This window comes from Pigmentiphaga sp. CHJ604 (assembly GCF_036972535.1).
GTDB classification, from domain to species: Bacteria; Pseudomonadota; Gammaproteobacteria; order Burkholderiales; family Burkholderiaceae_B; genus Pigmentiphaga; species Pigmentiphaga daeguensis.
The window spans coordinates 4,598,892-4,612,499 of the sequence record NZ_CP136998.1 but is presented as its reverse complement, the minus strand read 5'-3'; the positions used below and the strand labels follow the sequence as shown (position 1 = coordinate 4,612,499).

At 68.6% G+C, this 13,608-nt stretch carries 8 protein-coding genes; 4 read left to right on the top strand and 4 right to left on the bottom strand.

What is annotated here, in order from left to right; translation table 11 throughout:
* Positions 1 to 78 precede the first annotated feature (78 nt).
* Positions 79 to 888 carry a tRNA threonylcarbamoyladenosine dehydratase gene (locus tag R4823_RS22180; RefSeq protein ID WP_087837924.1) on the top strand — a complete coding sequence of 270 codons (810 nt, stop codon included), beginning with the start codon at positions 79 to 81 and terminating at the stop codon, positions 886 to 888.
* Here the strand turns inward: R4823_RS22180 and R4823_RS22175 are convergent.
* Both R4823_RS22175 and uvrA read right to left on the bottom strand, forming a co-directional pair.
* The gene (locus R4823_RS22175; RefSeq protein ID WP_087837923.1) at positions 885 to 1,511 is read right to left on the bottom strand and encodes an aminotransferase class IV; all 627 of its coding nucleotides are present in this window, start codon (positions 1,509 to 1,511) and stop codon (positions 885 to 887) included. The genes R4823_RS22180 and R4823_RS22175 overlap by 4 nt on opposite strands.
* A gap of 2 nt (positions 1,512 to 1,513) precedes the next feature.
* Positions 1,514 to 7,309: an excinuclease ABC subunit UvrA gene (uvrA, locus tag R4823_RS22170; RefSeq protein WP_338616109.1), complete on the bottom strand. Its 5,796-nt coding sequence runs from the start codon at positions 7,307 to 7,309 to the stop codon at positions 1,514 to 1,516.
* A 142-nt stretch (positions 7,310 to 7,451) separates the two neighbouring features.
* On the opposite strand from uvrA, the gene R4823_RS22165 reads away from it, so the two are divergent.
* Both R4823_RS22165 and R4823_RS22160 read left to right on the top strand, forming a co-directional pair.
* A complete protein-coding gene (locus tag R4823_RS22165; RefSeq protein WP_087837921.1) occupies positions 7,452 to 7,754 on the top strand; it encodes a hypothetical protein in 303 nt (100 codons plus the stop codon).
* A gap of 71 nt (positions 7,755 to 7,825) precedes the next feature.
* A complete protein-coding gene (locus R4823_RS22160; protein ID WP_254914568.1) occupies positions 7,826 to 7,954 on the top strand; it encodes a hypothetical protein in 129 nt (42 codons plus the stop codon).
* 159 nt (positions 7,955 to 8,113) lie between these two features.
* Here R4823_RS22160 and R4823_RS22155 read toward each other — a convergent pair whose 3' ends face one another.
* The gene (locus R4823_RS22155) at positions 8,114 to 9,838 is read right to left on the bottom strand and encodes a tannase/feruloyl esterase family alpha/beta hydrolase (RefSeq protein ID WP_338616108.1); all 1,725 of its coding nucleotides are present in this window, start codon (positions 9,836 to 9,838) and stop codon (positions 8,114 to 8,116) included.
* 265 nt (positions 9,839 to 10,103) lie between these two features.
* On the bottom strand, positions 10,104 to 11,453 hold the full coding sequence (locus R4823_RS22150) for a dicarboxylate/amino acid:cation symporter (RefSeq protein WP_087837919.1): 1,350 nt from the start codon (positions 11,451 to 11,453) through the stop codon (positions 10,104 to 10,106).
* Positions 11,454 to 11,726: 273 nt separating this feature from the next.
* Between R4823_RS22150 and R4823_RS22145 the strand changes: the two genes are divergently transcribed.
* Positions 11,727 to 13,595 carry an ATP-binding protein gene (locus R4823_RS22145; RefSeq protein WP_087837918.1) on the top strand — a complete coding sequence of 623 codons (1,869 nt, stop codon included), beginning with the start codon at positions 11,727 to 11,729 and terminating at the stop codon, positions 13,593 to 13,595.
* The last annotated feature ends 13 nt before the right edge of the window (positions 13,596 to 13,608 follow it).

Genomic DNA, 13,608 nt, shown 5'->3' with positions numbered 1-13,608 from the left:
TAACATCGGAGCCGTCTTCGTTCCGGCCGCGCGCGCCGTTCCCATGCCTTCTCGCCTTCCCCTTCCGGAGTTTCCGTCATGAGCTGCGACATCGACAGCGAGCGCCGCTTCGGCGGGCTGGACCGCCTGTACGGGGCGGGCGCCCTGGACGCGCTGCGCGCCGCGCGCGCCACCGTGGTGGGGCTGGGCGGGGTGGGATCGTGGGCGGCCGAGGCGCTGGCCCGCAGCGGTATCGGCACGCTGACGCTGATCGACCTGGACCACATCGCCGAATCCAACATCAACCGCCAGGTCCATGCCCTGGGCCGCACGCTGGGGCAGTCCAAGGTCGAGGCCATGGCCGACCGCATCCGCGACATCTCCCCGCAGTGCGTGCTGAACCTGGTCGACGATTTCCTCGATCCCGGCAATGTCGCGCGGCTGCTGGCGGACGAGGCCAGCGTGGTGCTGGATTGCACTGACCAGGTGTCGGCCAAGATCGCCATGATCCTGCATGTCCGGCGCAGCGGCGCGCCGCTGGTGGTGTGCGGCGGGGCGGGCGGCAAGACGGATCCCCTGGCGCTGCGCGCGGGCGACCTGTCGGAAGCGGTCAACGACGCGCTGCTGGCCAAGATCCGCAACCAGCTCCGGCGCCAGCACGGCTATCCCAAGGCATCGACCGCCGCGGGCAAACCGGCGCGCCGGGTGCCGAAGATGAAGGTGCGTTCCCTGTGGGTGGACCAGCCCGCGCGGCTTCCGGCGGCCTGGTCCCAGGACGTGGACGCGCCGGCCGGGGCGCCGCAGGGCCTGTCCTGCGCGGGCTACGGCTCGGCGGTCACCGTGACCGCCGCCATGGGGCTGGCGGCGGCGCATGAGGTGCTGCGGGTGGTGTTTCCGGCGGCGCGCTAATCCAGGATCACGTCGAACCAGCCGCGCAGGGCGTTGGACAGCCGCAGCCCCTGCGCCCGGCCCAGGTCGGCGCGCGTCACCACGGCTTCTTCCACCTTTTCCTCGTCCAGCAGCGCGGCGCGCTGCACGCCGGGCAAGAGGCCGCAGGATACCGGCGGCGTGACCCAGCGGCCGTCCAGCAGCAGATGGACGTTGGTGCGGCTGCCTTCGCACAGCTCGTCGCGTTCATTCAGGTACAGCAGGTCGAAGTGGTCGGGGTGGCCGGCCAGCCAGGCCGCCGCGCTTTCGTACCAGGGCCGCCACGTGGTCTTGTGGCGCAGGAGCGCCGTGCCCGAGTCCAGGCGTTCGGGGGCAAGCGCCACGCGGGGGCGGGGCGGCAGCGGCGGCAGCGCCGAGGTCTCGACCTCGACGCTGCCGTTGTCCGCGACCAGCACGCGCATGCGATGCCCGACGCCTTCGGGCAGCCCGGCGGCGGCCCGGGCGATGGCCCGCTGCACCGCGTCCACCGACCAGTGGTAGGCCAGTTCGGAGCACGAGGCGCCGAGCCGCTCCAGGTGCCAGGGCAGCAGCGGCATGCGGCCGTCGTCCTCGACCCGGATGGTTTCGATCAACTGCGGCCGCATGCTCAGGACGCCTTGGCGGCCGCTTCCTGCGGCACCATGAACTCGGCCAGCACCCGGCCGGTATGCGAGCGCGCGCGCTGCGCCATGACGTGTTCGGGTGTGCCCTGTACGACCACCTGGCCGCCCTCGTTGCCGCCCTCGGGACCCATGTCCAGCAGCCAGTCGGCCTCGGCGATGACGTCGAGATTGTGCTCGATCACCACCACCGTGTTGCCGGCGTCCACCAGCCGGTGCAGCACGCGTATCAGCTTTTCCACGTCCGCCATGGACAGGCCCACGGTGGGTTCGTCCAGCACGTACAGCGTGTGCGGCGCCTTGTAGGCGCGGCCGGTGCGCATCGTGCCTTCGTCCAGCCTGGCCTTGGCCAGCTCGGTCACCAGCTTGATGCGCTGCGCCTCGCCGCCCGACAGCGTGGGCGAGGGCTGGCCCAGCGTCAGGTAGCCCAGCCCCACGCTCTGCAGCAGTTGCAGCGGGTTCAGGATGGACGGATGGGCGGCGAAGTATTCGACGGCATCGTCGATTTCCATCGCCAGCACCTCGCCCACGCTCTTGCCGCGCAGGTGCACGGCCAGGGTCTCGCGGTTGAAGCGCGCGCCGTTGCAGGCGTCGCAGGGCACTTTCACGTCCGGCAGGAAGTTCATCTCGATGGTGCGCATGCCCTGGCCTTCGCAGACCGGGCAACGTCCCTCGCCGGTGTTGAAGCTGAAGCGCCCGGCGGTCCAGCCGCGCATGCGCGCCTCCATCGTGTCGGCGAACTGCTTGCGGATGGTGTCCCAGAAGCCCACGTAGGTGGCGGGGCAGGAGCGCGGCGTCTTGCCGATGGGGGTCTGGTCGACCTCCAGCACGCGGTCGATGCCTTTCCAGCCATCGATGCCGGCGCAGCCGGTCCAGCCGCTCTGCCCGGCGGCGTCCTTGCCCACGCGGCGTTGCAGGTTGTCCAGCAGCACGTCGCGCGCCAGCGTCGACTTGCCCGAGCCCGACACGCCGGTCACGACGGTCAGCCGGCCGACGGGGAAGCTGGCGTCGACGTCGCGCAGGTTGTGCAGGCGCGCCTTGCGCACCGCGATGCGCGGCGTGTCGTCGCCCACCGGGCGCCGGGGCTGGAGCGGATGCTGCAGGGGATGGGCCAGGTACTTGCCCGTTAGCGATGCGGGATTGGCGATGATGTCCTGCACCCGGCCCTGGGCGACCACGGTGCCGCCCCGCACCCCGGCGCCCGGGCCGATGTCGATCACGTGGGCGGCGCGCCGGATGGTGTCCTCGTCGTGCTCGACCACCACCAGCGTGTTGCCCTTGCCTTCCAGCCGCGACAGCGCGTTCAGCAGGATGCGGTTGTCGCGCGGGTGCAGGCCGATGGTCGGTTCGTCCAGCACGTAGCACACGCCCTGCAGGTTGGAGCCCAGCTGCGCGGCCAGGCGGATGCGCTGGGCCTCGCCGCCGGACAGCGTGGGCGCGGCGCGGTCCAGCGCCAGGTAGCCCAGGCCGACTTCTTCCAGGAACTCCAGCCGGCTGCGCAGCTCGGCCAGGATGTCCCGCGCGATGTCGGCCTCGCGGCCCGAGGTTTCCAGGTCGCGGAAGAAGGCGCCGGCATCGCGCACGGCCAGCGACGACAATTGCGCGATGGAGCGATCGCGCCAGCGCACCGCCAGCGCGTTGCGGTTCAGGCGCTGCCCGTGGCAATCGCCGCAGGGCTGGGCCTCGCCTTCGTACCAGGCGTTCCAGGCGGTTTCCTCGCCGGTCTGCTCGGCGTCGAAGCCCTGCAGCTTGACGCCGGTGCCGAAGCAGGACGGGCACCAGCCGTGCTTGGAGTTGTACGAGAACATGCGCGGATCGGGCTCGGGGAAGCTCAGGCCGCACGAGGGGCAGGCGCGCTTGACCGAGAACACGCGTTGTTCCAGATCGGGCGCCGGCGCCTCGACGCCGCTGGCCATCTCCACGCGCAGCTTCTGCAGTGGCCAGGCCACGCTCATCACGCCATGGCCGTGTTCCAGCGCCTCGTGCACGGCGGCCCGCAGCGCGGCCTCGTTGGCCGGATCGACCACCAGGTCGGCCACCGGCAGGTCGATGTCGTGTTCCTTGAAGCGGTCCAGCCGGGGCCACTTCGCGGTCGGGATGAAGGCGCCGTCCACGCGCAGGTGGGTGTAGCCCTTGTTCGACGCCCACTTGGCCAGGTCGGTGTAATAGCCCTTGCGCGCGCTGACCAGCGGCGCCAGCACGCCTATGTGCTGGCCCTTGAGCTCGCGCATGATGCGGCTGACGATCAGGTCGAAGGTCTGGGGCTCGACCGGGATGTCGCAATTGGGGCAGTACTGGGTGCCCAGCTTCATGTACAGCAGGCGCATGAAGTGATGGGTCTCGGTCATCGTGGCCACGGTCGACTTGCGGCCGCCGCGGCTGGTGCGCTGCTCGATCGCCACGGTGGGCGGGATGCCGAAGATGGCGTCCACGTCCGGCTTGCCCGCCGGCTGGACGATGGAGCGCGCGTACGCGTTCAGCGATTCCAGGTAGCGGCGCTGCCCCTCGTTGAACAGGATGTCGAAGGCCAGCGTCGACTTGCCCGAGCCCGACACGCCGGTGATGACCGTGAAGGTGTTGCGCGGGATCTCGACGTCGACGTTTTTCAGGTTGTGCTCGCGGGCATTCTTGATCTCGATCGCGCGCGCGGCGTGGCGGCGGCGGGACAGCAGGTTCTGCAGCGGCACGCCCGCGGGCTCGTCGTTGCGCGCCACCACATAGGGTTCGAAGCGCTCGGCCACGGCGGTTGCCGGCGCGGCGGCCGCGGCCTGGGCGTCGGCCAGGCTGCCGATCTCGGCTTCGTATTCCCGCAGCGCGCGGCCGGTGTGGGAGGCCGGGTGGTCCATGATGGCCTGCGGCGTGCCGGTGGCCAGGATTTCCCCGCCGGCGTCGCCGCCTTCCGGACCCAGGTCGATCAGCCAGTCCGAGGCCCGGATCACGTCCAGGTTGTGTTCGATCACGACCAGCGTGTGGCCGGCCGCCAGCAGCTTGCGGAAGGCGCCCATCAGGCGCGAGATGTCGTCGAAGTGCAGGCCGGTCGTGGGCTCGTCGAACAGGAACAGGCTGCCTTTCTTCGACAGCTTGGCGCCGATGGTGGAAATGCCCGAGCGCGCCGCCTCGGCCAGGTGGCCGGCCAGCTTCAGGCGCTGGGCCTCGCCGCCCGACAGGGTCGGCACCGGCTGGCCCAGGCGCACGTATTCCAGGCCCACGTCGGCCAGCGGCGCCAGGCCGTACTGGATGTCGCGCTCGCCCTCGAAGAAGTCCAGGGCCTCGGTCACGGTCATTTCCAGCACGTCGGAGATCGAGGCCGCCCGGCCCTTGCGCTCGATGGTGACCTCGCGGATCTCGGGCCGGAAACGGGTGCCGTCGCAGTCGGGGCAGCGCAGGTACACGTCGGACAGGAACTGCATCTCGACGTGCTCGAAGCCGGTGCCGCCGCAGGTCGGGCAGCGGCCGTCGCCGGCGTTGAAGCTGAACATGCCGGCCGTGTAGTCGCGCTCCTTGGACAGCCGCGCCTGCGCGAACAGCTTGCGCACGCCGTCGAACGCGCCCACGTAGCTGGCCGGGTTGGAGCGGGCCGTCTTGCCGATGGGGGACTGGTCGACCATGACCACCTCGGTGATCCAGTCGTCGCCCAGGATGCGGTCGTGCGCGCCGGCGGCCTCGGTGGGCTTGCCCTTGAGCTTGAGCAGGGCGGGGTAGAGCACGTCCTGGATCAGCGTCGACTTGCCCGATCCCGACACGCCCGTCACGCACACCAGGCGCCCCAGCGGGAACTCCACCGTCACGTTCTTCAGGTTGTGTTCGCGCGCGCCCTCGACGATCAGCCGGGGCGTGTTGGCGTTGACCGGCATGGGACGCGGGGCCGCCACGTGGCGGCGGCCCGACAGGTAGTCGCCGGTCAGCGTCTGCGCCTTGCGCAATTGCGCCGGCGAACCGTTGAAGACGATGTTGCCGCCGCGCTCGCCCGGCCCCGGGCCGATGTCGATGACGCGGTCGGCCGCCAGCATGACCTGCGGATCGTGTTCCACCACCACCAGCGAGTTGCCCGCGTCGCGCAGCCGGTGCATGACCTCGACGATGCGGTTCATGTCGCGCGGATGCAGGCCGATGGACGGCTCGTCCAGCACGAACAGGGTGTTGACCAGGGACGTTCCCAGCGCGGTGGTCAGGTTGATCCGCTGCACTTCGCCGCCCGACAGGGTGCGGCTCTGGCGGTCCAGCGTCAGGTAGCCCAGGCCCACGTCGCACAGGAACTTCAGCCGCGCGCGCACTTCCTGCAGCAGCAGTTCGGTGGCCGCATCCATCACGCCCTCGAAGTGCAGGGCGTCGCAGAAGGCGCGCACCCGCTCGATGGGCAGCAGCATCAGGTCATGGATGGACAGTCCCGGCAGGGCCGCCAGGGTGGCGTTGCTCCAGGACACGTTCACCGGCCGGAAGCGGGTATAGCGCCCGTCGGACTCGGGCAGCACCTGGTCGGCCTCGGCCTTGGTGCCCACCCGCCACAGCAGCGAGTCGGGCTTGAGGCGGGCGCCGTTGCAGGCCGTGCACGGCGTGTACGCGCGATACTTCGACAGCAGCACGCGGATGTGCATCTTGTAGGCCTTGGTCTCCAGCCAGTCGAAGAAGCGCTTCACGCCGTACCACTGGTGTTTCCAGGCGTCGTTGCCGCCCTTCCAGTCGGGCGTGCCCTGCAGCACCCACTCCCGCTGGGCCTCGGTCAGCTTGCGCCAGGGTACGTCCAGGGGGATGCCTGCGCGGGCGGCGTATTTCACCAGGTCGTCCTGGCATTCCTTGTAGCTGGCGGTCTGCCAGGGGCGGATGGCGCCCCCGCGCAGGGTCTTGCTCTCGTCGGGGATGATCAGGCCGTAGTCCACGCCTATCACCCGGCCGAAGCCGCGGCAGGCCTCGCAGGCACCCAGCGGCGAATTGAACGAGAACGAGCTGGGGGTCGGGGTGGAATAGGCGATGTCGCAGTCGGCGCAATGGATTTCGTCGCTGAACTTCCACAGCGCGGTTTCCTGGCCTTCCTCGTCCACCACGCGCACGTCCACCCGGCCGGCTCCCAGCCGCAGGCCGGCGTCCAGCGCCTCCATCACCCGCGCCCGCTCGGCATTGCCGAAACGGAACCGGTCCTGGACCACGTCCAGCAGTTGCACCGCGTTCTTGCCGGTGCCGACCTTGCGCTTGGCGTGCACCCGCGTGTAGCCCTGGCGTTCCAGGAAGCCGCGGATCTCGTCCTCGCTGTAGTTGGCCGGCACCTGGACCGGGAAGGTCACGACCAGACGCGGGTCGCCGGCTTCGGCCGAGCGGCGGGCCAGCGACGCGTGGATGGAATCGGGCGTGTCCTTTTGCACCGGCCGTGCGCACTGGCGGCAGAACAGCCGGCCGGCCCGCGCGTACAGCAGCTTCAGGTGGTCGTTCAGCTCGGTCATGGTGCCGACCGTGCTGCGCGACGTGCGCACCGGATTGGTCTGGTCGATCGCGATGGCCGGCGGGATGCCCTCGATGCGGTCGACCTGCGGCTTGTCCATGCGATCCAGGAACTGGCGCGCGTACGGCGAGAAGGTCTCGACGTAGCGGCGCTGGCCTTCGGCGTACAGCGTGTCGAAGACCAGCGAACTCTTGCCCGAGCCGGAAACACCGGTCACCACCACGAGTTCGTTGGTGGGGATGGTCAGGCTCAGGTTCTTCAGGTTGTTCTGGCGCGCGCCGACCACCCGGATCTCGGGTTCGGCGGCGGTTTCCTGGGGGGCATCGGGGGAGTTGGGGGCGGAGGACATCGTTCGTTTCACGTGCCGGAAGAAGGCCGGCGATTCTTCAATCGTAGCCGTTTAGCGGATGCTGCGAAAATCGCAACGTTTGACAAGATTGGGTAACAGGAAGGTACGGCGGCAAAAGGGCGGCCGGGTTACGATATTGCTTATGAGCAAGCGCAAATCCTCACCTCTGGACCTGTTGGGAGCCGAGGCCGGGATGTACATCCCGCCGCCCACGCTCGGCGACGTCCCGCCTCCGCCGCGCAGCCTGCGCGTGGCGGTGCTGGTCGCCATCGCGCTTGCCCTGACGGTCGGCACCATCGCCGTCCATACCATTCCCGAAGTCGGCCATACCTGGCGGGTCGTTTCCCACCAGACCGAAAAGGCCCTGGGGCGGGTTCTGGGCAAGGCCGAGCAGAAAACGACGGAAGTCGTCGGCGGTGTCGCCGGCGGCGCGGTCCAGCATTGAACGGCTTGACGGAAATGCAAGAAAATCCGCTAGAATAGCGGGTTAGCCGGATTCAATGACTGGAGATCGACATGGCGGAAAAGAAACGCACGCGCCGCAACACCCTTGAGCGCCGTTGCCTGGGCAAGCCCTTCAAACGTCTTTTTGTTGGGGCGCCGAAGGGTATTTTCAAGATGCTCGAGAAAGTTAAGCGGGCTTGATGGGGTAAAACCCTCCCCCCTACGCGCTGACGCGCGCCCCCCAGGGGGCGGCACTGGTGGACCGGCGGAGCCGGATCCACTGTGCCCATGGTCTGAAAGCCTCCACTTGCGTGGGGGCTTTTTTTTGCCGCGCTCCCTGGGGGGGGGGGCGGGTATGGCTCAAGAGGCCGGCGTGACGCAGCGGAAGTTCTTGGCGTCTTCCAGCGAACCGCTGCCGGTGTAGCGGGCCTGCTGGGGGTAGGGGCACAGGGGGCGGGTGCGGCCGGGCCAGGGGGCGTCGGAGCCGGCGCGGGCGGAGGCCGGGATCGAGGCCGGGGCGACACCCTTTTCGACCCAGTCCACGATGGCCGCCACCATGTCGAATTTGTCGGTGGCCGGGCCGCCGCTGCAGTGGTTCATGCCCGGTATCGTGAACAGGCGGGCGAAGTCCGCGGCGTCGGCGTGCGCGCGGCGCAGGCCCTGGTACCAGGCGATGGTGTCGTTCACCGAGAACACCGGATCGCTGTTGCCGTGGTAGACGATCATCTTGCCGCCCCGGGCTTTCAGGGTGCCCAGGTTTGTCGGATCGGGCGGCGTCATGAAGCTCATCGGCGATTCGGTGTAGACCGGGGTGGTCGCGAAGATCTTCGGCGCGTCGGTATCGAAGTCGAAGCCCAACAGGTAGTCGATGACCTGCGTGCCGGTGCCGCGCACCTGGGTGGGCGGGGTGGTGAACACATAGGGCAGGGAGCCGCCGCCCAGGGTCGCGATCAGTGAATTGGGAACTTCGGTGGTCGACGTGCCCAGTTTCCAGAAACGCCAGCCCATCGTGGCCACGCCGGCGTCGTACGGCCAGTCGGCGTACAAGGCCTCGCCCTTGCTGTTCTTCGGGCCGCCGAATACCTTCTTCAACGCATCCACCTGCGGCGCGCTGAGGCAGGCGTCGGTCTTGGCGCCGGCGCAGGTCAGGGTCTCGGGCTTGAAGACGGCCTTGCAGGCCACCGGATCGTCGATCATGCCGTCGGCCGCGCCGTCCAGCGCGTCGCAGGCGGCTACCGTCCGGTCCGCCACCAATTGCATGTCCTGGAACGAGAATGCCTGGCTGATGATGGGGCGGCCTTCGCCGGTGCGCGGCGCGGCCGCGGCGAAGGCCTGGTTGTCCCAGGCGTGCTGCACGGCGGCCTGGGGCAGGTTGAAGCCCGGGTTGCCGGCGACGATGCCGTCGAACTGGTCGGCGAAGCGCGAGGCGGCCACCATGGCCTGCCTGCCGCCGTTCGAGCAGCCGACGAAATAGGAGTGCTCGGCGCCGCGTCCGTAGAAGCGCTTGAGGATGGCCTTCGCGGTCGGGGTGACGGTGCCGACCGCGTTATAGCCGTAGTCCACGCGGGCCTGCGGGTCGAGGCCGAACAGCGAGCCGCCGACGATGGGTTCGCTTTCGCTGGTATGGCCGCCGTCGGTGCTGGCGACGGCGAATCCCATGGACAGCGCGTTGGTGGAAGCGCCTGCCCCCGTCAGCGCGCCCAGGGCCGGATTGACGGCACCATCCGTGCCGCCTCCGCCCTGGAAGAAGAAGCGGCCGTTCCAGGTGTCCGGCATGCGCAGTTCGAAACCGATGGCGTAGGTCTTGCCGTCGACGTCGCTGTTGCGCAGGTTCAGCCGGCCTTTCAGGCGGCAGTGGGCGGGAACGGACTGCGCGGGATTGTCGGCGGCGGCCGCGGCGACGGTTTCGGGGGCGTCCAGTTCCAGGCGGGGGATCCCCAGCGCGGCCGCCGTGATCTCGGCGCAGGCCAGGCGGGGCGGATCGGAGGGTTCCTGAACGGATGGCCCCGGATCGTCGGAACCGCCACAGCCGTGCAGCGTTCCCAGGGCGGCGAGCATACCGCCGGCCAGATAGCGTTTCTTCATGCTTGTCTCCTCCTCGTGGGCGGCCGCGCGGAATGTCGATGGGCTTCTTCGGGGCGCGGCGGATGGCGGAATTCATCGCCATTTATTTAATATAGTTAAATAAAAATGAATCAGAATCAGGTGTAAACCCTAGAATTATTCAGGGGTGGTGAGTATTTATTGTTTCATTCGTTAATTATTCGGGTGGCGGTCACGGACAAAGAAAAAGGCATGCTCGCGCATGCCTTTTGCGTGGCGCGGCCGGGCTGGCCGCGGGGCGATACGATCAGCGGTGCGTGGCCACCAGGGCGTCGCCGCCTTCCAGGTCGGTTTCGATCTGGCGGGCGCCTGAGGCGCTCAGGGCCCGGTCCAGGCGCTCCTTGTCCAACTCGCCTTCCCAGCGGGCCACGACGATGCTGGCCACCGCGTTGCCCACCAGGTTGGTCAGCGCGCGGCACTCGGACATGAAGCGGTCGATGCCCAGGATCAGCGCCATGCCGGCCACCGGGACCGCAGGCACGACCGACAGCGTCGCCGCCAGGGTGATGAAGCCCGCGCCGGTGATGCCCGCCGCGCCCTTGGAACTGAGCATCGCCACGAGCAGCAGCAGGACCTGGTCCACCAGCGACAGGTGGATGTCCGTCGCCTGGGCGATGAACAGCGCCGCCAGGGTCATGTAGATGTTGGTGCCGTCCAGGTTGAAGGAATAGCCGGTGGGGATGACCAGGCCGACCACGGGCTTGGAGCAGCCGGCGCGTTCCATCTTCTCCATCAGCGTGGGCAGGGCCGCCTCGGACGAGCTGGTACCCAGCACGAGCAGCAGTTCCTCGCGGATGTAGCGGATCAGCTTCAGGATGGAGAAGCCGTTGTACCGGGCCACCGCGCCTAGCACCACAAGCACGAACAGCAGCGAGGTCAGGTAGAAGGTTCCGACCAGCAGCGCCAGGTTGGCGATGGAGCCTATGCCGTACTTGCCGATGGTGAACGCCATGGCCCCGAAGGCGCCTATGGGGGCGGCCTTCATCAGGATGGCGACCAGCCTGAAGAAGGCGGACGAGATGGATTGCAGGAAATTCAGGACCGGCGCGCCCTTGTCGCCCACGGCGCCCAGCGAGATGCCGAACAGCACGGAGAAGAACAGCACCTGCAGGATGTCGCCGCTGGCGAAGGCACTGACCACCGTGTCCGGGATGATGTTCATCAGGAACCCGACCAGGGTCTGGTCATGGGCCTTGGCCGAGTACGAGGCCACCGCCTTCGAGTCCAGCGTGGCGGGATCGATGTGCAGGCCGGTGCCAGGGTGGATGACGTTGGCCACGACCATGCCGATGATGAGGGCCAGCGTGGAAAAGGTCAGGAAATAGATCATGGCCTTGCCCACGACGCGGCCCACTTTCTGCAGGTCCCGCATGCCGGCGATGCCGGTCGTGACCGTCAGGAAGATGACCGGCGCGATGATCATCTTCACCAGCTTGATGAAGGCATCGCCCAGGGGTTTCATCGATTCCCCGATCTGTGGGTAGAAGTGGCCGAGCAGGATGCCCACCGTGATGGCGAACAGCACCTGCACGTACAGGATCTGGTAGAACTTCTTCTTGCGCACGGGCGCCTGCTCCGTGCCGGGTATGTCGATCATCGGGATGTCCCCTTCCAGTGGCTGCCTGCCCGCCGGGTGTCGTGGCGCGCGCAGCCTCGTTTTCAACGGATGCCGAGCTCGTTGGAGCTTCGTTGACGCTCGTTATGCAATCGGCATGCCTGGCCCATGGTGCCGGTCTTGCATCCGTAACTCATTGATTCAATAGAATATTTTTTCCCGCTGAACACCTATTGCCGGGATGGTTGTGCGGTTTTTCGCCCATTCATGGTTTTGGTGTGTGAAAATCCGCACATTGCCTTCCCGTCCGTCGCCATGTCCTCGTCTTTCGCGCCGCGCCCGGACGCGCCCTCCGCGTCGCCTTCCTTCCGGGTTCCCGGTCATGGCCGCGCATGGGCCTGTTTCGTCCTGATCGGCGCCGCGCTGCTGGCGGCCGCGCTGTGGGCGGCCGGAGGCATAGGTCGCGAGCAGGCCTACGCGGAGGTCGCGGCGGCGGCCCGCAACGCGGCGGCGCTGAAGGTCGCGCTGCTGACTGCCGAACTCGACAAGCAGCGTTCGCTGCCATTCGTGCTGGCGCAGGATTCCGAGGTCCGGGCAGCGCTCGCCACCGGCGACCCGGCGCGCTATGGCGCCCTGAATCTCAAGTTCGAGGCGCTGAGCCGGGATACCGGCGCCGCCGTCATCTACCTGCTCGATCCTCGCGGCGTGAGCATGGCGGCCAGCAACTGGAACCAGCCCACCAGTTTCGTGGGCTCGGACTATGCCTTCAGGCCCTATTTCCAGGGGGCGGCGCATGCCGGCCAGGCGGAATATTTCGCGCTCGGCAATGTCAGCAATCACCCTGGCCTGTACCTGAGCCGGCAACTGGAGCAGGACGGCCGGACACTGGGGGTGGTGGTTGTGAAAGTGGAGTTCGACGGCGTCGAGGCCGGTTGGCGGCGCTTCCCGGATCCGGTGTTCGTGACCGACGAGCACGGCGTCGTGCTGCTGTCGTCCAGGGACGACTGGCGCTTCCAGGTCTACGGCACGCTGTCGGCGGCGCAGCGGGACGCGCTGCGGACCAGCCTGCAGTTCGGCGATGCGCCGCTTGCATCCCTGCCGGTGCAGGCGGCCTCGGACCGCCCGGGGCAGGTGGTGGCGAGCCTGCCCGGACAGGCCGTCCAGGAGTTCGTGCACGTCCAGGAGCCCGTTCCGGGCACGCCGTGGCAGTTCCACCTGTTGGGCGCGACCCGCGAGGCCATGGCGCGGGCGGCCGCATCGGCCCGCGTGGCCGCCGCGCTGCTAGTGCTGTGCGCCCTGTTCGTGGCGGGGATCTGGCTGCATCGCCGGCACCGTGCCCACGATCTCGTGCTTGCCCAGGCGGCCGCGCGCCAGGAACTGGAGTCGCGCGTGGCGGCGCGCACGGGCGAGCTGCGCGCCGCCAACGATCAACTGCGGGCCGAGATGGAAGACCGGCGCCGTGCCGAAGCCGAGCTGCACAAATTGCAGGAAGAACTGGTGCAAGCCAACAAGCTGGCCTTCCTGGGCCAGATCACCGCCGGCGTGGCGCATGAGATCAACCAGCCGGTCGCGGCCATCCGCAGCTATGCCGACAACTCGGCGGCCTACCTGGACCGCGGCAACGTCGAACGGGCGCGCGGCAACATGGCGTCGATCGCCGCGCTGACCCAGCGCATAGGCGTCATCACCGACGAGTTGCGAACCTTCTCGCGCAAATCCTCCGGCGCTTCCTCCGGTCCCGTGCCGGTGGCCGCCGTGGTCGACGGCGCGCTGACGCTGGTCGGTGCGCAGATGCGCCGGCACGGCATCGCGCTGGAACGCGCCGGCATCGGCGACGGCCTGGCGGTGCGCGCCGAGCGCGTGCGCCTGGAGCAGGTGCTGGTCAACCTGCTGCAGAACGCCATCGAGGCGCTCGAGCAGACGCCCGGCCCCCGGATATGGATACGCGCCGTGCGCGACGCGGACCAGGTCGCCATCGAGGTCGGCGACAACGGCCCCGGCCTGCCCGACAGCGTCATGGCGGCCCTCTACACGCCCTTCGTCACCACCAAGCCGCGCGGCCTCGGCCTGGGGCTGGTCATCAGCCGCGACATCGTCGCCGACTTCGGCGGCACGTTGTCCGTGCAGACCGGGCCGGGGCGCGGGGCGTGCTTCACCATCCGTCTTCCCGAGGCTGTTTCGTGAACGCTTCCTTCCC